Annotated in this window: 22 protein-coding genes; 10 read left to right on the forward strand and 12 right to left on the reverse strand. The window is 66.4% G+C overall.

The features are described from left to right. Positions 1 to 62: 62 nt before the first annotated feature. The 4 genes from AC3FOF_RS06205 to AC3FOF_RS06220 all read right to left on the reverse strand — a co-directional run bounded on the left by AC3FOF_RS06205 (position 63) and on the right by AC3FOF_RS06220 (position 5167). Positions 63 to 1754: a S8 family peptidase gene (locus AC3FOF_RS06205; protein WP_488726064.1), complete on the reverse strand. Its 1692-nt coding sequence runs from the start codon at positions 1752 to 1754 to the stop codon at positions 63 to 65. A 221-nt stretch (positions 1755 to 1975) separates the two neighbouring features. Continuing rightward, positions 1976 to 2413 (reverse strand): hypothetical protein, encoded by a 438-nt coding sequence (locus AC3FOF_RS06210; RefSeq protein WP_276268916.1) that lies wholly within the window; start codon positions 2411 to 2413, stop codon positions 1976 to 1978. Between the two features lie 44 nt (positions 2414 to 2457). Next, a complete protein-coding gene (recN, locus tag AC3FOF_RS06215; protein WP_488726065.1) occupies positions 2458 to 4182 on the reverse strand; it encodes a DNA repair protein RecN in 1725 nt (574 codons plus the stop codon). Positions 4183 to 4249: 67 nt separating this feature from the next. Continuing rightward, the gene (locus AC3FOF_RS06220) at positions 4250 to 5167 is read right to left on the reverse strand and encodes an NAD kinase (RefSeq protein ID WP_017225983.1); all 918 of its coding nucleotides are present in this window, start codon (positions 5165 to 5167) and stop codon (positions 4250 to 4252) included. A 114-nt stretch (positions 5168 to 5281) separates the two neighbouring features. Here AC3FOF_RS06220 and hrcA point away from each other — a divergent pair, with 114 nt between their 5' ends. The 3 genes from hrcA to AC3FOF_RS06235 all read left to right on the forward strand — a co-directional run bounded on the left by hrcA (position 5282) and on the right by AC3FOF_RS06235 (position 7973). Continuing rightward, complete coding sequence (gene hrcA / locus AC3FOF_RS06225; protein WP_017225984.1) at positions 5282 to 6319, forward strand: heat-inducible transcriptional repressor HrcA; 1038 nt, start codon at positions 5282 to 5284, stop codon at positions 6317 to 6319. A 112-nt stretch (positions 6320 to 6431) separates the two neighbouring features. Beyond that, a complete protein-coding gene (gene hemH, locus AC3FOF_RS06230; RefSeq protein ID WP_276268914.1) occupies positions 6432 to 7547 on the forward strand; it encodes a ferrochelatase in 1116 nt (371 codons plus the stop codon). Between the two features lie 30 nt (positions 7548 to 7577). Further along, positions 7578 to 7973: an RNA-binding S4 domain-containing protein gene (locus AC3FOF_RS06235; protein WP_017225986.1), complete on the forward strand. Its 396-nt coding sequence runs from the start codon at positions 7578 to 7580 to the stop codon at positions 7971 to 7973. 44 nt (positions 7974 to 8017) lie between these two features. Here the strand turns inward: AC3FOF_RS06235 and AC3FOF_RS06240 are convergent, their stop codons facing one another. After that, positions 8018 to 8173: a hypothetical protein gene (locus AC3FOF_RS06240; protein WP_017225987.1), complete on the reverse strand. Its 156-nt coding sequence runs from the start codon at positions 8171 to 8173 to the stop codon at positions 8018 to 8020. A 274-nt stretch (positions 8174 to 8447) separates the two neighbouring features. Between AC3FOF_RS06240 and grpE the strand changes: the two genes are divergently transcribed. After that, positions 8448 to 9005 carry a nucleotide exchange factor GrpE gene (grpE, locus tag AC3FOF_RS06245; RefSeq protein ID WP_017225988.1) on the forward strand — a complete coding sequence of 186 codons (558 nt, stop codon included), beginning with the start codon at positions 8448 to 8450 and terminating at the stop codon, positions 9003 to 9005. 88 nt (positions 9006 to 9093) lie between these two features. Continuing rightward, on the forward strand, positions 9094 to 9531 hold the full coding sequence (locus AC3FOF_RS06250) for a thioredoxin family protein (protein WP_488726066.1): 438 nt from the start codon (positions 9094 to 9096) through the stop codon (positions 9529 to 9531). A 21-nt stretch (positions 9532 to 9552) separates the two neighbouring features. Here AC3FOF_RS06250 and AC3FOF_RS06255 read toward each other — a convergent pair whose 3' ends face one another. Further along, positions 9553 to 10812 carry a phospholipase A gene (locus AC3FOF_RS06255; protein WP_488726067.1) on the reverse strand — a complete coding sequence of 420 codons (1260 nt, stop codon included), beginning with the start codon at positions 10810 to 10812 and terminating at the stop codon, positions 9553 to 9555. A gap of 135 nt (positions 10813 to 10947) precedes the next feature. After that, positions 10948 to 11379 carry a DUF1841 family protein gene (locus tag AC3FOF_RS06260; protein ID WP_488726068.1) on the reverse strand — a complete coding sequence of 144 codons (432 nt, stop codon included), beginning with the start codon at positions 11377 to 11379 and terminating at the stop codon, positions 10948 to 10950. 149 nt (positions 11380 to 11528) lie between these two features. On the opposite strand from AC3FOF_RS06260, the gene AC3FOF_RS06265 reads away from it, so the two are divergent. Together AC3FOF_RS06265 and AC3FOF_RS06270 are read left to right on the forward strand one after the other, a co-directional pair. Then, positions 11529 to 12473: a DMT family transporter gene (locus AC3FOF_RS06265; protein WP_488726069.1), complete on the forward strand. Its 945-nt coding sequence runs from the start codon at positions 11529 to 11531 to the stop codon at positions 12471 to 12473. Positions 12474 to 12557: 84 nt separating this feature from the next. Then, positions 12558 to 13145 (forward strand): malonic semialdehyde reductase, encoded by a 588-nt coding sequence (locus AC3FOF_RS06270; protein WP_017229287.1) that lies wholly within the window; start codon positions 12558 to 12560, stop codon positions 13143 to 13145. 90 nt (positions 13146 to 13235) lie between these two features. Here AC3FOF_RS06270 and nth read toward each other — a convergent pair whose 3' ends face one another. Further along, complete coding sequence (gene nth, locus AC3FOF_RS06275; protein ID WP_488726070.1) at positions 13236 to 13880, reverse strand: endonuclease III; 645 nt, start codon at positions 13878 to 13880, stop codon at positions 13236 to 13238. Next, positions 13877 to 14704 (reverse strand): electron transport complex subunit RsxB, encoded by an 828-nt coding sequence (rsxB, locus tag AC3FOF_RS06280; RefSeq protein ID WP_488726071.1) that lies wholly within the window; start codon positions 14702 to 14704, stop codon positions 13877 to 13879. Before rsxB ends, nth begins: the two co-directional genes overlap by 4 nt. A gap of 206 nt (positions 14705 to 14910) precedes the next feature. Here rsxB and AC3FOF_RS06285 point away from each other — a divergent pair, with 206 nt between their 5' ends. Then, positions 14911 to 15546 (forward strand): TetR/AcrR family transcriptional regulator, encoded by a 636-nt coding sequence (locus tag AC3FOF_RS06285; protein ID WP_017229290.1) that lies wholly within the window; start codon positions 14911 to 14913, stop codon positions 15544 to 15546. A gap of 74 nt (positions 15547 to 15620) precedes the next feature. Here AC3FOF_RS06285 and AC3FOF_RS06290 read toward each other — a convergent pair whose 3' ends face one another. Both AC3FOF_RS06290 and AC3FOF_RS06295 read right to left on the reverse strand, forming a co-directional pair. Then, the gene (locus AC3FOF_RS06290; protein WP_017229291.1) at positions 15621 to 16862 is read right to left on the reverse strand and encodes a polyhydroxyalkanoate depolymerase; all 1242 of its coding nucleotides are present in this window, start codon (positions 16860 to 16862) and stop codon (positions 15621 to 15623) included. 273 nt (positions 16863 to 17135) lie between these two features. Further along, positions 17136 to 18332: an amino acid aminotransferase gene (locus AC3FOF_RS06295; RefSeq protein WP_017229292.1), complete on the reverse strand. Its 1197-nt coding sequence runs from the start codon at positions 18330 to 18332 to the stop codon at positions 17136 to 17138. A gap of 156 nt (positions 18333 to 18488) precedes the next feature. Between AC3FOF_RS06295 and uvrB the strand changes: the two genes are divergently transcribed. Together uvrB and AC3FOF_RS06305 are read left to right on the forward strand one after the other, a co-directional pair. Then, positions 18489 to 20582: an excinuclease ABC subunit UvrB gene (gene uvrB, locus AC3FOF_RS06300; RefSeq protein ID WP_017229293.1), complete on the forward strand. Its 2094-nt coding sequence runs from the start codon at positions 18489 to 18491 to the stop codon at positions 20580 to 20582. 77 nt (positions 20583 to 20659) lie between these two features. Next, positions 20660 to 20959 (forward strand): antibiotic biosynthesis monooxygenase family protein, encoded by a 300-nt coding sequence (locus tag AC3FOF_RS06305; RefSeq protein WP_017229294.1) that lies wholly within the window; start codon positions 20660 to 20662, stop codon positions 20957 to 20959. Positions 20960 to 20984: 25 nt separating this feature from the next. On the opposite strand, the gene AC3FOF_RS06310 is transcribed toward AC3FOF_RS06305, so the two are convergent. After that, positions 20985 to 21320, reverse strand: a complete 336-nt coding sequence (locus tag AC3FOF_RS06310) for a hypothetical protein (RefSeq protein ID WP_017229295.1) — start codon at positions 21318 to 21320, stop codon at positions 20985 to 20987. Positions 21321 to 21558 lie beyond the last annotated feature (238 nt).

The raw sequence follows: 21558 nt of genomic DNA on the forward strand, positions 1-21558 counted from the left end.
CCCGGCCTGGCCCAGGCGCCGTATCTTCCGCGCCGTCTCCTGGCCCTTGTTCCGCCGTATCCTTAGCGCCGTTTCGCCGATTGCCGGACACGCCCGCCCAGGCCCAGCAGCAAGCCAAGGGCGCACAGGCCCAGCGCAACGGGCCACGAAAGCGCGCCGCCGCCACCGCCACCGCCGCTGGAGGACGGCGCGGGCGTGGCGGGCTGGGGTGCCGGCGCGACCTGTGCGGCGGCGATCACGGCGGCGTTGGCGTCGAGCAGGCCCGCGCCGCACGTGCCGATATTGGCGCTGGCCGTGCAGTAGGTGCCTGCCGGATGCGGCCGGGCCGAGCTTTCCAGCGTGGCAAGCACCTGGGCCGGTGTCAGCGCCGGGTTGACCGCCAGCATCAGCGAAGCCACGCCCGACACCAGCGGCGCCGCGAAGCTGGTGCCCTCGGAGTTGATGACGTTGTAGTTGCCCAGCGAGGTGGTGCCGTCATTGGAGAGCGTGCGGATGTAGGACGGCGTCACCGTGCAGCTGCCGCTCGACATCTTGGATCTGCCGCAGCCGCCGCCCGGCGCGCTCAGCGAGACCTGCGGCCCGGTATTCGCATAGCTGACGTTCTCGCCGTCATTGGCGTGCGCCGTGACGGCCACCACGCCAGCGCAGTCGGCTGGCGCCTCGACCGCGCCTGCGCTGTTGCCGGCCGCGGCGACCACGACCACGCCCTTTGCGGCGAGATCGTTCACGGCCTGCTGCTCGATGCTGGAGCAGGTGCCGCCCCCCAGGCTGATGTTGACCACGCGCGCGGGGGTGGGGTTGGCCGGGGCGTTGGGCACGGACAGGCCGCCGGCCCAGCGCATGCCGTCGACTGTGTCCGACAGCAGGGCGCCGCAGCGGCCGGACACGCGCACCGGCTGGATGCGGGCGTTCCAGTCGACCCCGGCGATGTTCAGCCCGTTGCTGGTAAGCGCGCCTAGCGTTCCCGCCACGCGGGTGCCGTGCCAGCTGTTGGGGGTGGCCGTGGTGGTCTGCGTCGATGTGCCGGGGCAGGTGAAACCGGCCGGCACGCCATCGCCGGCATCGGTGGCGTCGGCGTCGCGGCCATCGCCGTCGTTGGCGATGGCCGGGTCGGTGATGAAGTCATAGCCAGGCACGATGCGGCTGGCCAGGTCGGGATGGGGCAGGTAGCCGGTATCGACCACCGCGATCACCAGGCCGCTGTTGCCGCGGGTCCGGTCCCATGCCGGCGGCAGGTTGACGCCGCCGGTTGCCAGCGCGGGCGTGCCGAGGTACGGCTGGTTGAAGGCGAACTCGGGATCGTTGGGGGTGGTGTCATGCAGGCGCAGCCAGCGGTCCGGCACTACCTCCGCGATGCGCAGGTCCTGGCGCAGGCGCGCGGCGGTGGCTTCGGGATCGGCGGCATCGCGCTCGCCCACGCTCAGCAATTGCAGGTTGCCGCCCATCTGGCGCTTGACCGAAAGTGCCACCCCGGTGCTTTGCTGGATGCGCAGCATGCGGTCGGACTGGCTGCTGGCGGCAACGCTGCTGCTCGCGGCGGCGGGGGCGATGGTGGTGGTGCTGGCAGTGTCGTCACGCCAGCGCACGATGAAATTCCCGCTGTAGTGCGGCGTCGGCCGCGCGGCGGAATCTGGCGCCGCGCTGGCGGTGGCCGGTCCGCCCAGCCACAGTGCCGCGCCAAGTGCCAGCAGCAGGGCGCCGTGGCGCGCTATGCGCCCGGACTCGCGAATTTGATACCGATGCGGTTGCTGCATGTCTGCCTTCTCCCGTTAAGCCCTGGCCGGCCCGGCCACGGTGGGGCTTCCCCTGGTGGAGCCTCACCGGAATCTGTGTGAACGCGATCGTGTCGCGAACTACGGTTTACGGCGTTGAACGTGAAAGTGTTGAACGTTTCACGCTCAACGCTTTCGGCACGGCATTCGACTACACGAATCTGGCAGGAACATGAAGCTTGGCGGCGCCGTGGCGCCGGTGCTCAGCTTGGCGGCATGTCGCGCCCGCTGGGCATGGTGCGGTTGGGTTTTAGCACGCGGTCGGGCTCGGCCAGCTCGATGCGCGGGGCGGCGCGCAGCGTGGCGACGGCCTGGTCGAGCGTGGCGTCGGCGGAAGCCGAGATCGCGGTGACCAGCCAGACGCCGCCCGACATCGGCCGCTTGACCACGAAGCGGATCGGCCCGGCAATCGGCTCGAGCAGGCGGCCGGCCTCTTCGGAGGTGATGACGGGCGGCGCGCTGAACCGCACCATGATGTCGCCCACGGCCCGGTCAGCGCTGATGCTGTTGGCGGGCGGTGCAGACGGGCGCTGCTGGGCCTGGCAAGCGGTCAGCGCAAGCAGGGCCAGCACGCCGCAGGCGGCGGTGATCCGCAGGGGGCGGAAGCGTGAGCGGGAGTGGGGCAGCTTGCCGATGGACATGGGGTAACTCCTGAATGATGACGAGGCCGGTGCCGCTTGGCCAATCAGCCGGCGGCACGGCGCGGGCGGCGTGCCTCCCTGGCGGCGCTGGTGGCGCCGCGGGAGCCCTGCGCAAGCATCTCCTCGGCGTGTTGCACGGTGGTGGCGGTCACGGTGGTGCCGCCCAGCATGCGCGCGGTCTCGACCACCCGGCCGGCGGCGTCGAGGGCGCGGATGCGCGAGCGGGTGACCGAGCCGTTGCCGTCGCGCTCGCTGGTCTCCTTGCTGACCAGCAGGTGAGCGCCGGCCTGCGCGGCCACCTGCGGCAGGTGCGTCACGCAAAGCACCTGGCGGGCGCGGCCGAGCTCCTGCAGGCGGCGGCCCACCACTTCGGCCACCGCGCCGCCGATGCCGGTGTCGACCTCGTCGAAGATCAGGGTCGGCGTGGGCGCGGCCTCGCTGGTGATGACGGAAATCGCCAGGCTGATACGGGCAAGTTCGCCGCCCGAGGCCACCTTGGCCAGCGGGCGCGCAGTGACGCCGGCATGGCCGGCCACCAGGAATTCAACCTGCTCCAGGCCATGGCTTTGCCCTTCTTCGAGCGGGTGCAGCGCCACCGCGAAGCTGCCGCCGGCCATGGAGAGCCCCTGCATCGCTTCGGTCACCATGGCCGACAGGCTCTCGGCCGCCACCTTGCGGGCGGCGCCCAGGTGCTGGGCGATGGTCAGGTAGGCAGCCCGCGCGGCGGCTTCGCGCGCCATGACCTTGTTCAGGTCCTGGGCGGACTGCAGGTCGTCGAGCTGCTGGCGGCGCGCCATCAGCTCGTCGGGCAGCTGTTCGGGCGGCAGCCGGTACTTCCGCGCGGTGGTGTGCAGCGCCTGCATGCGCGCCTCCACCACCTGCAGGCGCTCGGGATCGAGGTCGAGCCGGTCGACATAGCGGTTGAGCGAGTGCGCGGCTTCCTCGACCTGCACCTGGGCCGGGTCCAGCGCCGCCAGCACGTCGCTCAGGGCCGGATCGACGCCGGCCAGCTGGCGCAGGCGTTGAACCACGCCGTTGAGTGTCGACAGCACCGAGCCATCGGCCTCGGACAGCGCTTCCAGCGCGCCGCGGCTGCCCTCGATCAGGCCGGCGGCGTGCGACAGGCGGTTGTATTCGGCCTGGATGTCTTCCCATTCCCCGGCCTGCGGCGCCAGTTTCTCGAGTTCGCCGACCTGCCATTCGAGCCGCTCGCGCTCGAGCTGCATCTCGCGCGAGCGGTGCTCCACGGTTTCGCGCTGGCGCACGCAGGCGCGCCACGAGCGCCAGGCCTCGGCCACGGCGCCGGCCTGGGCGGTGAGGCCGGCATGGGCGTCGAGCAGCAGGCGCTGGGCATCCGGGCGCAGCAGCAACTGGTGGGCATGCTGGCCATGGATATCGACCAGGCGGTCGCCGATCTCGCGCAACTGGCCCAGCGTGGCGGCGGCGCCATTGATAAAGGCCTTGCTGCGCCCGCCGGCGTCGACGGTGCGGCGCAGCAGCACGGTGCCTTCGTCGCCGGTGAGGTCGTGTTCGGCCAGCCACGCGTCGAGTCCGGGCGGCGTGGCGAAGATGGCGCTGATACTGGCGCGGGAAGCGCCTTCGCGGACCACGCCGGCGTCGGCGCGCTCACCCAGCACCAGGGCCAGCGCATCGATCAGGATCGATTTGCCGGCGCCGGTTTCGCCGGTGAAAACGGTGAAACCCGGGGAGAAGTCGAGGTCGAGCGTATCGACGATGACGAAATCGCGGATGGACAGGCTGCGCAGCATCGTGGGCGACGGGTCAGGTCAGGGTCGGTGTCGGTTCGGGGGTGGATCTGGGCCGGATCGGTGCGGATCAGAGCCGGTTGTCTTCGCTTGGGTACTCATGCCAGTGCAGCTTCTTGCGCAGCGTGGCGTAATAGTTGTAGCCGATCGGATGCAGCAGGTTGACGGTCTTGGCCGAGCGGCGTACCACGATGCGGTCGCCCGGCAGCAGCGAGGTCAGCGACTGCATGTCGAAATTGACGCTGGCGTCGCGCGCCGTGGCCACCTCGATCGAGACCTCGGCATCGTGCGGCAGGACGATCGGGCGGTTGGACAGCGCATGCGGGGCGATCGGCACCAGCACCAGCCCGGAAAGGGTCGGGTGCAGGATCGGGCCGCCCGCCGACAGTGCATAGGCGGTCGAACCGGTCGGCGTGGAGACGATCAGGCCGTCCGAGCGCTGGTTGTACATAAAGTAGCCGTCCACCGAGACCGCCAGTTCGACCATGCCGGAGATGCCGGAACGGTTGACGACGACGTCGTTGAAGGCCAGCGCGGAGAAAATCACCTCATCGTCGCGCACCACCTGCGACTCCAGCAGCATCCGGACCTCGGACTCGTAGCGGCCTGCCAGCATGTCGGGCAGCACCGAGTGCACGTCTTCCAGCGGGATGTCGGTCATGAAGCCCAGCCGCCCGTGGTTGACGCCGATCAGTGGCACCGGGAAGCCGGCCAGCTGGCGCGCCAGGCCCAGCAGGGTGCCGTCGCCGCCCAGCACCACCGCCACGTCGGCATGCTTGCCGATGTCCTCTGGCGCCAGCGCCGGGTAGTCGGTGAGGCCGGTGGCCAGCGCGGTCTCCCGCTCGAACACCACATCCTGGCCATTCTTGAGGATGCAGGCGGCCAGTTCTTCCAGCGGGCCTTCGATGCCGGCGGTGGCGTACCTGCCGATCAGGGCGACGGTGCGAAAGGGTGCGCGCGCGGCGCCGGGCGTGGGGAGCGAAGACATGCCGGGATTAGACCATACCGCCGTGACCATTGTCAGCAGGTGGGGGTGCCCGGCCAGGCCGGATCGAGGATGAGCCGCCCGAACGGTGAAAACTTGCGTAAAATCAGGAATATTATGGATGAACGTGCGAAAACGCTTCTCAAAACCCTGATCGAGCGCTACATCGCCGAGGGGCAGCCCGTGGGCTCACGGACCTTGTCGAAGTACTCGGGCCTCGAACTGTCCCCTGCCACCATCCGCAATGTGATGTCGGACCTGGAGGAGATGGGGTTCATTACCAGCCCCCACACTTCGGCCGGGCGCATCCCGACGCCGCGCGGCTACCGCTTGTTCGTCGACACCATGCTGACCGCCCAGCCGCTGGACGGCGCGCTGGATCTGGCCGAACTGACCGGCAAGATCCAGGGGCAGCTGCGCGGCCAGCAGCTCGGGCCGCAGCGGATGATCACGTCGGCGGCGCACACCTTGTCCAACCTGTCGCAGTTCGCCGGCGTGGTGATGACGCCGCGGCGGGCCCAGGCGTTCCGCCAGGTCGAATTCATGCGGCTGTCGGACAAGCGCATCCTGCTGATCATTGTCACCCCCGAGGGCGACGTGCAGAACCGCATCATCCAGACCGAGCTGCCCTATTCCCCGTCGCAACTGGTCGAGGCGGCCAATTTCATCAATTCGCATTTTGCCGGCATGAGCTTCGACAACGTGCGCGACCACCTGCGCGGCGAGCTGCAGGCGCTGCGCATGGACATGTCGCAGTTGATGCAGGCGGCGGTGGAGGCGGGCAGCAGCGCCATGGCGGAGGAGGAAGACGACCACGTCTTCATCTCGGGCGAGCGCAAGCTGCTGGAGGTGGAGGACCTGTCGTCCAGCATGGAGAAGCTGCGCCGCCTGTTCGACGTGTTCGAGCACAAGACCGGCCTGCTCAAGCTGCTCGATGTCTCCAGCCATGCCCAGGGCGTGCAGATCTTCATCGGCGGCGAGAGCAAGCTGGTGCCGCTCGAAGACATGGCGGTCATCACCGCACCCTATGAAGTCGACGGCCAGATCGTCGGCACGCTCGGGGTGATCGGCCCGACCCGCATGGCCTACGAACGGGTGATCCCGATCGTCGACATCACCGCGCGGCTATTGTCCAGCGCGCTCAGCCAGAACTAGCCTTGTCCTGGCCGGGTCTCACAGGCTGCCTGTCCCGTTCATCCTGTCAGCTCGGCGAGACCTGGTGGCGGCGTGCCTCGCGCCCGCGCCGCCCCGCCACACCGGAAATTACATGACGTTTACTCCCGAACCGGCCTACCAGCATGGCCAGGCTCCGCGCACGGCGATCCTGCTGATCAACCTCGGCACCCCGGACGCGCCGACGCCCAAGGCGGTCGGTAGCTACCTCAAGCAATTCCTGTCCGATCCGCGCGTGGTGGAAATCCCGCGCGCCGCCTGGCTGCCGATCCTGTACGGCATCATCCTGCCGCTGCGCTCGCGCGCCTCGGCGATGAAGTACGAGTCGATCTGGCTGCGCGAGGCGCATATGACTGGTTCGCCGCTGCTGGTCCACACCGAGCGCCAGGCCCACGCCCTGCAATTGCTGCTCAACCAGCAGGGCCATGAGGTCACGGTGGCCTGTGCGATGCGCTACGGCAATCCGTCGATCGCCTCGGTGCTGGAAGCGCTGCGCCGCCAGGGCACCGAACGCATCCTGCTGTTGCCGCTGTACCCGCAGTATTCGGGCACCACCACGGCGACCGGTTTCGACGAGGTGTTTCGCGTACTCGGGCAGTGGCGAAATCAGCCGGAGTTGCGGCTGGTCAAGCATTTTCACGACCATCCGGCCTATATCGCTGCCTTGCACCATCAGGTGGGGGCATACTGGGCGCAGCACGGCACGCCGGATTTTGCCCGGGGCGACAAGCTGATTCTGTCGTTTCACGGGGTGCCGCGCCGCACGCTGGAACTAGGCGACCCTTACCACTGCGAATGCCTCAAGAGCGGCCGCCTGCTGGGCGAGGCGCTGGGTTTGCAGCCTGGGCAGTACCAGGTCACCTTCCAGTCCCGCTTCGGCAAGGCGGAGTGGCTGCAGCCCTATACCGCGCCCACCTTGCAGGAGCTTGGCAAGGTCGGCACCGGCCGGGTCGATGTGTTCTGCCCCGGCTTCCCGGCCGACTGTCTGGAGACACTGGAAGAGATCGCCATGGAAGGGCGGTCCGAGTTCCAGATGGCCGGTGGCAAGGTATTCCACTACATCCCTTGCCTCAATGATGCCGAGAGCTGGATCGCCGGGCTTGCGGAGATCGGCTTGCAGCACCTGCAGGGCTGGCCGCTGCGGCTGCCCCATCCGCATGAACTGGAGGCCCGGCGCACGCAGGCCCAGACCCGGGGCGCGGCGGCATGAGCCGCCCGCCAATGGCATGGAGGTAGGGAAATGAATGTATCTTTCGAGGCCGGCGCCCGTCTGCGCATCGATAAATGGCTGTGGTGCGCGCGCTTCTTCAAGACGCGCTCGCTGGCGGCCGAGGCGGTGGAACGCGGCAAGGTGCAGGTCAATGGCCAGGGCTGCAAGAACTCGCGCGAGGTCAAGCCGGGCGACACGATCGTGCTGGAGGCGCACCAGCAGCGCTGGGAACTGGTGGTGAAAGGTATCGTGGGGGCCCGCGGCTCGGCTACGATAGCCCAGGCGCTTTATGCGGAAACCGAGGCCAGCCAGGCGCGGCGGCGGGAGGAAGCGGAATTGCGCAGGCTCAATGTCGAGCCCGCGTCGCGTTTGCAGGGCCGGCCGACCAAGCGCGACCGGCGCCAGATCGACGGCGTGAGGGGGTGAGGAGGATGGCCGCGCAGGCGGTCGCCCCGGCTCACCCGGCCGCGTCAGCGAACGTAGGGGACGATGTAGTGCTTAAAGACCGCCTTGCCGCTGCCGTATTCGGTGTCTCGTGGCGTGAGGGCGCCGGAGAGGCAGATGAAGACTGTCATCACCGATAATGCGGCGAGCAGCAAGACCGCCAGAACAGGCAGCTTATGCATGGCTAACCTTTCGAGAGTGGCCCCGCTTGTAATGCATCTCCGACCCCGGTATTTTTGTCATTTTTATACGGTTTCATCTTAGGGGGTGCGCTGCAGCAAAGCAATATGGCCCCTATTTCGGCCCCCACCTCTTTGTAACCGTGTGTTTCACCGCACCGTCCCGGTGCGCTCTTGAAAATTCGGGGCCTGCCACCAACTGCAGGCTACATTTGCCGATTTACCACCCGGCGGCCTGCGCCAGGCAGGCCGCGTCCTTGTATTGATACGGATCGACATGGAAGAACAGAAGCAGACGCCATCCACCACGCCGCCGCTCTCGCCAGTCAGCGACGAGCAGAACACCGCGCCTGCCGGCCAGGCCGACAATGCCGCCGTGAGCGATGTGGCGGCCCAGCTGGCCGCGCTGGAGGCCAAGGCCAAGGAAAACTACGATCTGTTCCTGCGGGCGACCGCCGAGGGCGAGAACATCCGCCGCCGCGCCCAGGACGACGTTGCCAAGGCGCATAAATTCGCCATCGAAAGCTTTGCCGACTACCTGCTGCCGGTGATGGACAGCCTGCAGGCAGCGCTGGCCGACGGTTCGGGCGATATCGCCAAGCTGCGCGAAGGGGTCGAACTGACGGCGCGCCAGCTGTTCAGTGCCTTCGAAAAGGGCAAGATCGTCGAACTGAACCCGGTGGGCGAGAAATTCGACCCGCATCGCCACCAGGCGATCTCCATGGTGCCGGCACCGCAAGAGCCCAATACCGTGGTTACGGTGCTGCAGCGTGGCTATATGATTGCCGATCGCGTCCTGCGCCCGGCACTGGTGACGGTGGCTGCGCCCAAGTAAGCGCGCGCGACAGCTCGCTGTCCACCCGGCGGCACAAGCAACGCCCGGTGCCATCGGCCCCGGGCGTTTGTTTTTGTTGGAGAATCCCATGTCCGTCTCGCCAGACAGCCCTGCCCAGGCGCAAGCCGGCGGCCCCGCGCCGCACCTGGATCATCGTGCCTTCGATGCTTTCGGCATGCTGGAGGTCGATGGCCAGGATATCGACGCCGCCATCGCGGGCGCCGGCGACCCCCTCGTCTGCGTCTTCTTCTGGGGCGTGGACTGCTTCAATTGCGAGATGGCGAAGAAGGCCATGCTGGCCAATCCGGAGCCGGTGCACGCGCTCGAGCTGCACTGGCTGCACGCCAATGTCTACGCGCATCCCGAACTGGGAAAACGCTTCGGCCTGCATGGCGTTCCGGTCTTCATGTTTTTCTACAAGGGCAAGAAACTGGGACGCGCCACGGGCTGGCACGGGCACGGCCAGTTCGCCGCGGCGGTGGCCAACGCCCGCCTGAAGGCCAGCGGCAAGCCGCTGGCGGGCTGAGGGCGGCGCGGCCCGCGCCGGTCAGCGCGAAAGCGCGTACCCCAGGCGGAATTGCCATGGCAGCTTGCGGTTGTAGTCCAGCAGGCTTTCGCCATAGCCGACAAAGTAGCCGGCCATCAGATAGCCTGCCGTGCCGGGGATCAAGCGTGCCAGCGGATAGGTCGCCTGCGCATCGATGCTGCCGTAATAGCGCTGCGAGCCCTTGCGCAGCGTGGCGGCGAATTCCCATGAGTCAGGCTTGCCATACGCCAGTTTCAGATCCATATAGCCGCGATACCTGCCGATGCCCGGGTTGTCGTTCTTCTCGAGGTAGTAGTACAGCTTGGGCGACACGCTCCAGTGCCAGCTGCTCAGGTCGCCGAGGTAGAAAGTGGGTTTGACGAACACCGTATTGATGCTGCGCGACTGTGCGCCGTCGCGGCCGTTTGATTCGTGTTCCAGGCCTGCCGCGAGCGAGAGCCGGCTGACCGTGCGGTTATGCACGCCGGCGTCGGACAGGTAATAAAACAGGCTGGGCCGGTAGTTGGTGTCGCGAAAAGGCTTGGAGTCGGCGGCCAGGTCCCACAGCGAAAACTGCGTGTAGCCGAAGTAGAGGTTGTCGAGCAGGCTACGCGAGGCAGGATTCTCACCCTGGAACACGCGAAACTTGAAGCTGAACTGGAACTTGGCATTGGCCCCGCCGTGGCCGCCGACCAGGAAGTACATCGGATCGTTGAAGGTGAGCCGGCCCTGATCCTGGAGGTCTGGCTGCGCCGGCGCAGCCTGGCCGGAAGCCGCCACCGGCACCACCGGCGCGGGGCTGCCGCCGCTCGCAGCCGGCACGGTTGCCACCTGGGCCGCCGGCGCGTCGTCGGCGCGTGGTGCGCGGTTGAGCGTGACCAGCACCGGCGCGGCATCGATGTCGACGGGATCCAGCCGTACCATGCCGCGCAGGCTGGAGGGCAATGCCGCACTGTACTCGATGGTGCGGTGCTCGCCCTTGGGCAAGCTGAGGGTGGATGGTCCGGCCGTTATCCGCCGCATGCTGAGGCGTACCGGCGCCTGCAGGTCGGCCGCGGCAATGACTTCAACGGCATCGGGGACGTGAAAGCTGTGTTGGGCGCCATCGGCGCTGAGCAGCAGGGTCAGGGTCAGTGGCTTGGTGCCGTCGACCACCTTGGGCGGTTGCAGCAAAGCCATGGCCGCGCCACCGGTCGATGGCCATGCGGTGGCCAGGGCAACGGCGAGCAGGATGGCCGGTGCGGCAGGGGAAATCCCGGTGGAAAGCTGGCTGGCACGCATGGGACGTGGGCGCCGCATCTCCCGATAACGGTGATGCGCACGCTGCATGATATTGCGACGCCATGGAGCCTATCATGCTCGCAGCCGGACATTTGTGATGAATTGTACGCAGCCTTCGGCCAGCTGGCCGCCGCTTCAGCGGCTGGCGCGGCGTTGGACCGAGGCGATGTACTGTTCGCCGTCGGGCGGCATGCCGGTGCGCTGAGCCTGCCAGAGCATCTCACCAAGGCATTCCATGACCTGGTGCTGCGCCTCGTGCGGCGAATCCAGCCGCTGGGCCAGGGCTTCGTAGGCGCGGCGGATGCCGGGAGGCTGGTCGATGGAAACCTGCTCGGAGATGGACAGGTGCATGGCCAGGTGCAGGAAGGGATTGGTCTGGCCGCCTTCGGGGGTGTAGTCCCGGCTTAGCGCACCCTCCGTGTCGGTGAGCAGGGTTTGGTATTCGGGATGCTCGCCGATCCAGTCGACGGCAATGACTTCGAGCGGGGTCAGGACGCTGCCTGCGCGTTGCTTCTGCCAGGCTTCGCAGAAAAAACGGCGGACTTCTTCGCGGGAGGGATTGAACATGATGCCGCTATTGTAAATGAGCTGCCCCGCTGCTGCAGCGCATCGCGGTTCGGCCTGGCGGGGTGCCCGCAATGGCGGAAATGGCCTGCCAACCAATAAAATGCGGCGTTGCCCGGCGCCGCCGGGTGTGATCCCACCAGGGCGCCGCCATGTCCGCTTCCCGCTCCACCGCAGCCAGCCGCCCCCGGGCCATCCACACCGCCCGCGAGAAGTTTGCCGGCGTCCTGCTGATCGCAGTGTCCGCCAGCGCCTTTGGCGCCATGGCGATCTTCGCGCGCTTCGCCTACGCGGCTGGCGCCGACGTCTACGGCCTGCTGGCGGTGCGTTTCGTGCTGGCGGCAGGCGCACTGGCGCTGGCGATGCGCCTGCGCGGGGTCGGCCTGCCGCCCTGGCGGCGCGTACTGGCGCTGGCCGCGATGGGTGGCATCGGCTATGTCGGGCAGTCTTTCTGCTTCTTTACCGCGCTCAATCACGCTCAGGCCAGCCTGGTCGCCTTGCTGCTCTATCTTTACCCGCTCTTTGTCACCATCCTCGCGGCGGTGTTCCTCAAGGAGCGCCTGAGTACGGCATCGGTCACCGCACTGGTGCTGTGCTCGGTCGGGGCAGGGCTGACGGTGGGCGGCGGGCAGGGCTCGGCGCTTGGTATCGCGCTCGGCCTGGCCTCGGCCGCCATCTATTCGGTCTATATCATCGTGGGCGCGCGCCTGACGGCCGGCGTCAACCCGCTGGCCACCACCACCGTGGTGTGCGCGGCGGCGGCGGTTGTCTACGTCGCGGCAGGGCTGCTGCGTACCGGGGCCGGGGTGCCGCCGCAATTTCCGCAGAGCCTGGCCGGCTGGCTGGCGCTGCTGGCGATCGCGCTGTTGTCGACCGTACTGGCGATCCTGGCTTTTTTCGCCGGCCTGCAGCGGCTTGGCGCGGCCCGCGCTTCGATGCTGTCGACGCTGGAGCCGGTGGTGACGGTGGCGCTGGCGGCACTTGTCCTGGGGGAGCATGTGGGCCTGACCCAGGCCCTGGGCGGTGGCCTGATCCTGGCCGGGGTGCTGTGGCTGACGCAGAAGGGGGGCGGGAGCCAGGAAGTGCAACAGAATTGAACCCCTTGCTCAAATCGCTTGTGGAGAAGAGTGCGGCGTCTTCGATACAATTCCGCCTTCACCTCTTGTTCAGGAACCTAACGCATGAAACCGATCGACCAGGTTGCTATCGCCCAGCTGTTCACCGAAGCCCGCACCCACAATGTGTGGCAAGACCGCGGTGTGGACGATGCCGTGCTTCACCAGATCTACGACGCGATGAAGTTCGGGCCGACGGCCGCCAATGGTTCTCCGGCGCGTATCGTCTTCGTCAAGAGCGCGGCCGAGAAGGCGCGTCTGGTCGATTGCGTATCGGCAGGCAACGTCGAGAAGACGCGTTCGGCACCGGTCACCGCCATCGTCGCCTTCGACAACGCCTTCCATGACCAGCTGCCCAAGCTGTTCCCGCATGCCGACGCCCGTTCGTGGTACGCCGGCCAGCCCGAGAAGATTGCCCGCGATGCGCTGATGAACGGCTCGCTGCAAGGCGGCTACTTCATCCTGGCCGCGCGCGCCCTCGGCCTGGATTGCGGTCCGATGGCCGGCTTCGACGCCGCCAAGGTCAATGCCGCCTTCTTCCCGGACGGCAAGTGGTCGGTCAATTTCCTGGTGAACCTGGGTTACGGCGAGGCCGACAAGCTGTTCCCGCGCAGCCCGCGCCTGTCCTTCGACGAAGCCTGCCGCATCGTTTGAGGGGGCGCGCCCTCGCCGCGCAGCCAGCTGGACGATGAAAAAAGACCCGCCACGCGCGGGTCTTTTCTTGCCTGCGCGGCGCGCTTGCGTTCAGCCGCGCGGCGCCTCGGTCTTTTCGCGGTATTCGCACAGCGGTTCGATCGCGCAGTGCCAGCACTCGGGCTTGCGCGCCCTGCAGACGTAGCGGCCATGCAGGATCAGCCAGTGATGCGCATCGTGCAGGAACTCGTGCGGAACCGCCTTCAGCAGCTTCTGTTCCACCACCTGCACGTTCTTGCCCGGCGCCAGGCCGGTGCGGTTGGCCACGCGGAAGATGTGCGTATCGACTGCGATGGTGGCCTCGCCGAAGGCGGTGTTGAGCACCACGTTGGCGGTCTTGCGGCCCACGCCCGGCAGGGCTTCGAGCGCGGCACGGTCGCGCGGCACCTCGCCGCCGTGCTGCTCGGCCAGGATGCGGCAGGTCGCCATGACATGTTTGGCCTTGGTCTTGTACAGGCCGATGGTCTTGATGTACTCGATCAGCCTGGCTTCGCCCAGGTCCAGGATCTGCTGCGGCGTGTGCGCCACGGGATACAGCTTGCGGGTTGCCTTGTTCACGCCCACGTCGGTGGCCTGCGCGGATAGCAGCACGGCAATCAGCAGCTCGAAGGGCGAGCTGTATTCGAGTTCGGTGGTGGGGGTCGGGTTGACTTCGCGCAGTGTCTCGAACAGGGCGCGGCACTTGGCTGCGTTCATGGCTTCCTGGGGGCTTCTGGGTTGGCGCCGGGGGCGGTCCCGGCATCGTCCTGGCCGGGCGTGGCACCCAGGCCGGCTTTGGCGCGGCGCGCTTCAGCCGCGTCGATCTGCGCCTGCACGGCCGCAGGGACGTTTTCGGTGTTGCGGGGCTTCACTGCTTGCTGCTTCACGCGTGCGCGTTCGATGGCGGCCTGGATGATGGCCTGCTTGCGTGCCTGCGCGGCGCGCTCTTCTTCGCTTTGGGCGGTCTCGGCCTGCAGCGCCTCGAGCTTGGCGGCCGCCTTGGCTGCAAGGCGCGCGTCGTTCTCCTCGCGCTCGCGTACCAGCCGCGAGCGTCGCGCAAGGTAGCGCGCGTGGGCCTGGTCGGCTTGTGCCTGCGACCATGCGGCCCAGCCGGTGCGTTCACCGGTCACCGGAACCATGGCGATGCAGTCCACCGGGCACGGCGCCACGCACAGGTCGCAGCCGGTGCACCAGTCGGCCAGCACCGTATGCATCTGCTTGGGCGCGCCGACGATGGCATCGACCGGGCAGGCCTGGATGCACAGCGTGCAGCCGATGCACAGCGTTTCGTCGATCACCGCCTCCGCGCGCGCCTGTTCCCTGCCGCGCTCCGGATCCAGCGGCTGCTGCGGCGTACCCAGCAGTGCCGACAGGCGGCGGATGCCTTCGTCGCCGCCCGGCGGGCAGCGGTTGCATGCGGCTTCGCCTGCCGCCATGGCTTCGGCATAGGGGCGGCAGCCATTAAAGCCGCATTTGGTGCACTGGGTCTGCGGCAGCAGGGCTTCGAGGCGATCGGCGAGGGTCTGAGGGGTGGCAGTCACGACAGCGTTGAGGGATTTGCGGGTGCGGCAGGGCGCCGGTCTTTCTTCTTGCTCAATAGGCGGGACCGGCTGCAACAGGCACGCGGCAGGGATTATCCCCGATTTCGCCGCAGCGCAGAAACGCGCGATGATGCGCGCTTTGCCGGGAGCGGCTGCGCGCAAGCTGCCCTGTGCCATAATCCGCGCACCGATTCACCAGCCGTCGCATGCGAAACGAAACCAGAACCAAGCGGGACCCCGAAGGAACGCGCCGCCGCATCCTCGATGCCGCCACCGAAGAATTTGCCAAGGGTGGACTGGCCGGCGCCCGCGTTGACCAGATCGCGCGCCGCGCCGAGACCAACGAGCGCATGCTCTATTACTACTATGGCAGCAAGGAGGGTTTGTTCCTCGCTGTCCTGGAGCGGCAATACGCGGAATTTCGCGCCGCCGAGGAGCAACTGCATATCACCGAGGAAGATCCGGTGGCGGCGGTCCGCACCCTCGCCCGCTTCGTGTGGGACTGGTACTACCGCAATCCCGAGTTCATCCGCCTGGTCAACAGCGAGAATCTCCACGAGGCGCGCCACCTGAAGAAGTCCACGCAACTGCACCAGCTGATCAACCCAGTGGTCAACGTGCTGGCGGATATCGTCAAGCGCGGGCAGCGGCAGGGCGTGTTCCGCGATAATGTCGACGTGCCCCAGCTGTATCTCACCATTTCGGCGCTGGGCTATTACGTGCTGTCCAACCGCTATACCATCAGTGCCGTGATCGGCCGCGATGTGGCCTCGCAGGACGAGCATGAGCGCTTCGCCGAGTTGCACACGGATATGCTGCTGTCCTACCTGGAGCGCCGCTGAGCAGGGCCGGGCAGTGACAGCTCCACAAAAAAGCGCCCGCGGCAAAGCGGGCGTTTTTTTGTGACAAGCGCGGCTCAGTGGTATTTGAGCACGAAGTTGCGCAGCTCCGGGTAGATTTCCTGGCGCCAGCGGCGGCCGGAGAAGATCCCGTAGTGGCCGCACTTCACGGCGGTGATGTGCTGCTTGCGGTCCTCCGGAATGCCGGCGCACAGCTCATGCGCCGCTGCCGTCTGGCCCGCGCCCGAGATGTCGTCCAACTCGCCTTCGATGGTCAGCAGCGCCGTACCCTTGATGTCTTGCGGCCGTACCGGCTTGCCCTCGATTTCCCAGGTTCCATTGGCTAGCCGGAATTCCTGGAACACCTCGCGGATGGTGTCGAGGTAATAATCGGCGGCCATGTCGAGCACGGCGTTGTACTCGTCGTAGAAGCGCACGTGGGCTTCGGCGTCGTCCGCATCGCCTTCGACCAGGTTGAGGTAGTAGTCGTAGTGCGAGGACAGGTGGCGGTCGGGGTTCATCGCCACGAAACCGGCATGCTGCAGGAAGCCGGGGTAGACCTTGCGTCCATGGCCCGGATAGTTTGCCGGCACGGTATAGATCACATTATTCTCGAACCACTCGAACGACTTGTTGGTGGCCAGCGAATTCACCGCAGTCGGGCTGCGGCGGGCATCGATCGGGCCGCCCATCATGGTCATGGTCTTGGGCGTCTTCTCGCCGGCGGAGGCCAGCAGGGAGATCGCCGCAAGCACAGGCACCGTCGGCTGGCACACCGAAATCACATGCAGGTTCTCGGCGCCGATGTGGCGGATGAAGTCCTGGATGTAATGAATGTAGTCGGACAGGTGGAAGGCCCCCTGGTCGATCGGCACCATGCGGGCGTCGATCCAGTCCGTCACGTAGACCTTGTGATCCTGCAGCAGGGTTTTCACGGTGTCGCGCAGCAGCGTGGCATGGTGGCCGGACAACGGCGCGCACACCAGCACGACCGGCTCATCCTTGAGCAGCTTGATGGTCTCGGGATCGTCGGCATAGCGCTTGAACCGCACCAGCTTGCAGAACGGCTTTTCGACGATGGTCTGTTCGACGATCGGGATTTCCCGGCCGTTGGAGCGGACCGACTTGATATCGAAGGCTGGCTTCTCGTATTCCTTGCCGAGCCGGTACAGCAGCTCATAGCCGGCAGCCAGTCGCGTGGCGCCGGGCACCAGCGAAAGCGGACTCAGGGGGTTGGTAAACGTCTTGGCCGTGGCCTGCGCCCACGCGGTGAGCGGGTGCAGCATCGAACGCTGGAATTCATGCAGCTGGTAAAGCATGAGAAGTACCTATCAGGCTGGGGGCGAAGCTGGGATTCAACGCCTTGATATGACAATTGCGAAGAACACTGTTACTAACGTGTTACCGATTATGCGCGTTTACGAACGATCGTGCGATGCAGCATATACCCTAAGGTACGCCTGCGTCGGAAAAAGACAATAGGACAAACGCGGTACTTCCTGGTGACAAAGGCAAAAGAATGTAAAAAATTCCCGCCTGACGCAAAAAAGGCGACCGAAGTCGCCTTCTTATCCACTTCTACCTGCGCCGCCTTACAGTACGGCGGCGATGGCGTCGACCACCGCATCGATGTTGCGGCTGTTCAGTGCCGCCACGCAGATGCGACCGGTGCCCACGGCGTAGATGCCATGCTCATTGCGCAGGAGGTCCACTTGCGCCGAGTTCAGGCCGGAGTACGAGAACATCCCGCGCTGGGCCTTGACGAAGGAGAAGTCACCCGGCACGCCCTTGGCGGCCAGCTTGTCCACCAGCGCATGGCGCATCAGCTTGATACGGTCGCGCATCTCGCCCAGTTCCTGCTCCCACATGGCGCGCAGTTCGGGGCTGTTCAGCACGGTGGCGACCACGGTGCCGCCGTGCGTGGGCGGGTTGGAGTAGTTGGTGCGGATGACGCGCTTGACTTGCGACATCACGCGCTGAGCCTCTTCCTTGCCGGTGGTGACGATGGACAGCGCGCCCACGCGCTCGCCGTACAGCGAGAAGCTCTTCGAGAACGAGCTCGAGACAAAGAACGGCAGGCCGGATTCGGCGAACAGGCGCACGGCTGCGCCGTCCGGGTCGATGCCGTCGGCGAAACCCTGGTAGGCCATGTCCAGGAACGGGATCAGGTTGCGTTCCTTGATCAGTTCCACGACCTGCTTCCATTGCTCGGGCGACAGGTCGACGCCGGTCGGGTTGTGGCAGCAGGCGTGCAGCACCACGATGGTGTTGGCCGCGTACGACTTCAGCGATTCCACCATGCCGGCGAAATTCAGGCCGTGGCTGGGCGCATCGTAGTAGGCGTAGTTGACCACCGGGAAACCGGCTGCCTCGAACAGGGCGCGGTGATTTTCCCAGCTCGGGTCGCTGATGGCGACCTTGGCGTCCGGGTAGAGGCGCTTCAGGAAGTCGGCGCCGATCTTCAGGGCACCGGTGCCGCCAAGTGCCTGAGCCGTCACTACGCGGCCTTCGGTGATCAGCGGCGATTCCTTGCCGAACAGCAGGGTCTGCACGGCCTGGTCGTAGGCGGCGATGCCTTCGATCGGCAGGTAGCCGCGCGGGGTGGCGGTGGTCAGGCGGGCCTTCTCGGCTTCCTGCACGGCGCGCAGCAGAGGGATTTTCCCTTCGTCGGTGAAGTACACGCCAACGCCCAGATTGACCTTGGTCGCACGGGTATCGGCATTGAAGGCTTCATTCAGGCCCAGGATCGGGTCGCGCGGGGCCATCTCGACGGCAGAAAACAAACTCATTTGGGATCTCGTGGTCAGCTATGTAACAAAACGGGAAGGCGTAGAATGCTCCGGACTGCGCTCGGGAGTGCGGGCGGCCCCCATCTTGATACCTGGCCGCCAACCCCAAGATTCTAGCGTATCTGCCCGTTTTCCTGAGGTTTTCCCTACCAGCCTATGTCGAATCTTGCTGCACTCGCCCCCGAGCTGGATGAAGAGAAGTTCGCGTCCTTTCCCGGCTCTCCCTTCCAGCTCTACCAGCCCTATCTGCCGGCGGGCGACCAGCCCGAGGCGATCCGCCAGCTGGTCGACGGGGTCGAGGACGGCCTTTCGTACCAGACCCTGCTGGGGGTAACCGGTTCGGGCAAGACCTTCACCATGGCCAACGTGATTGCCCGCCTGGGGCGTCCGGCCATCGTGTTCGCGCCCAACAAGACGCTGGCGGCGCAGCTGTATTCGGAGTTCCGCGAGTTCTTCCCGCGCAATGCGGTGGAGTATTTCGTCAGCTACTACGATTACTACCAGCCCGAGGCCTATGTGCCGCAGCGCGACCTGTTCATCGAGAAGGATTCCTCGATCAACGAGCATATCGAGCAGATGCGGCTGTCGGCCACCAAGAGCCTGCTCGAGCGGCGCGACACCATCATCGTGGCCAGCGTCTCCGCCATCTACGGTATCGGCAACCCGTCCGAATACCACAAGATGATCCTGACGCTGCGCGCGGGCGACAAGATCAGCCAGCGCGACGTGATCGCGCGCCTGATCGCCATGCAGTACACCCGCAACGAGACCGATTTCCAGCGGGGCACCTTCCGCGTGCGGGGCGATACGCTGGACATCTTTCCGGCCGAACACGCCGAGCTGGCGGTGCGGGTCGACATGTTCGACGACGAGATCGATTCGCTGCAGTTCTTCGATCCGCTCACCGGGCGCGTGCGCCAGAAGATCCCGCGTTTCACGGTCTATCCGTCGAGCCACTACGTGACCCCGCGCGAAACCGTGCTGCGGGCGATCGAGGACATCAAGGTGGAGCTGCGCGAGCGCCTGGATTTCTTCTACAAGGAAAACAAGCTGGTGGAGGCGCAGCGGCTTGAGCAGCGCTCCCGTTTCGACCTGGAAATGCTGACCGAGCTCGGCTTCTGCAAGGGGATCGAGAACTACTCGCGCCACCTCTCGGGCGCCAGGCCGGGCGATCCGCCGCCCACGCTGGTGGACTACCTGCCGCCCGACGCGCTGATGTTCCTGGACGAGTCGCACGTGCTCATGGGGCAGTTCAACGGCATGTACAACGGCGACAAGGCGCGCAAGACGACGCTGGTCGAGTATGGCTTCCGCCTGCCGTCCGCGCTGGACAACCGGCCGCTCAAGTTCGAGGAATTCGAGCGCAAGATGCGCCAGGTCATGTTCGTTTCGGCCACGCCGTCCAACTATGAGAACGAGCATGCGGGCCAGGTGGTGGAGCAGGTGGTGCGCCCGACGGGCCTGGTCGATCCGATCATTCATGTGCGTCCCGCGACCACCCAGGTCGACGATCTGCTGTCCGAGATTCACCTGAGGGTGGGGGTAGGGGAGCGCGTGCTGGTGACCACCCTGACCAAGCGCATGGCCGAGCAGCTCACCGAATTCCTGACCGAGAACGGCGTCAAGGTGCGCTACCTGCACTCGGACATCGACACCGTGGAGCGCGTGGAAATCATCCGCGACCTGCGCCTGGGTACCTTCGACGTGCTGGTCGGCATCAACCTGCTGCGCGAGGGCCTGGATATCCCGGAAGTCTCGCTGGTGGCGATTCTCGATGCCGACAAGGAAGGGTTCCTGCGTGCCGAGCGTTCGCTGATCCAGACCATCGGCCGCGCCGCCCGCAATGTGAACGGCACCGCGATCCTCTACGCCGACCGCATGACCGACTCGATGAAACGGGCGATCAGCGAGACCGAGCGCCGGCGTGCCAAGCAGGTCGCCTTCAACGAGGCCAACGGCATCGTGCCGCGCGGCGTGGTCAAGCGCATCAAGGACATCATCGACGGTGTCTACGACCCGAACGAGGTCAAGTCCGAACTGCTGGCGGCGGAAGAGCGCGCCAGGTACGAGGACATGAGTGAAAAGCAGGTCGCCAAGGAGATCAAGCGCCTGGAAAAGCAGATGTTCGAGCACGCCAAGAACCTCGAGTTCGAAAAGGCGGGGCAGGTGCGCGACCAACTGGCCAAACTCAAGCGCCAGGTATTCGGCGCCAGCGGCGACGGCGAACACCTGCCGCCGTCCGCCTCCTGACGGCGCGAGGCGCCGGCCTTGCTCTCCTTGCCAGCGTCTATAGTTGGAATCCCGGACGTTGATTAGGAGAAGCGCTCATGGTCAAGCTCGCTCTGTGGGTTCCGCTGCATGCGAAGCCCGGCAAGGAGAGGGAGGTGGAGGCTTTCCTGCTGGGCGGCCTGCCGCTGGTGCAGGAGGAGACCGGCACCACAGCGTGGTTCGCGCTGCGGCTGGGACCATCCCTGTACGGCATCTTCGACGCGTTTCCCGATGAGGCCGGGCGCGAGGCCCATCTCGCCGGCAAGGTGGCTGCGGCCTTGATGGCCAAGGCGCCTGACCTGTTCGCCAAACCGCCCTCCATTGAGAAACTGGAGGTGCTGGCGGCCAAGCTGCCCTGAAGCAGCGGCTCCGCCGCTGCGTGGCTCAGATCTTCGGCGGCAGCGAACGCAGGCGCTTGTTCACTTCCAGCAAGGTATCGCACTCGTCGGCATCGGCCGCGCGGCGCTGGCCAATGAAATCCACGATGGCCCGCAGCGGCTCCTGTTGCGCGGCGCACGCAGGGGCTGGAGCGGAAATCGAGGCAGGCGCGGCGGCGGGGCATGCCGAGACGATCTCCTCCTCGAGGCTGCGCCGGACCACGGCGAGCAGGCCTTCGCAGCCGGCGTTGTCGGCCGCCTCCGGCGACGGTCCGGCAGCCGCGGCCAGGCTTGCGCAAAGCAGGGCAGGTAGCAATAGGAAATGGATGAGGCGTCTGTTCACCCTCGCGATTATGGGGTGACGCGATGCTTTTGCGTCACCTTTATTGTGGATTGGCTTTCGGCGGCAGGATATTGGCTTCCCCTCGACGGGAGGTGGCCGGATGCCCTGCCTGCCTATGTGCGACCGGCGTCCATCCGCTGTACCGCAGCGTAGAGAAGGTAAAATCCGCCTTCGCCGCACGGGTGTGCAGGAGGCCCGGCGGCGCGCAGGCTCGCGCACGGCGCGTTTCATCAATCTG

The organism is Cupriavidus sp. 96C5-1 (assembly GCF_057798855.1).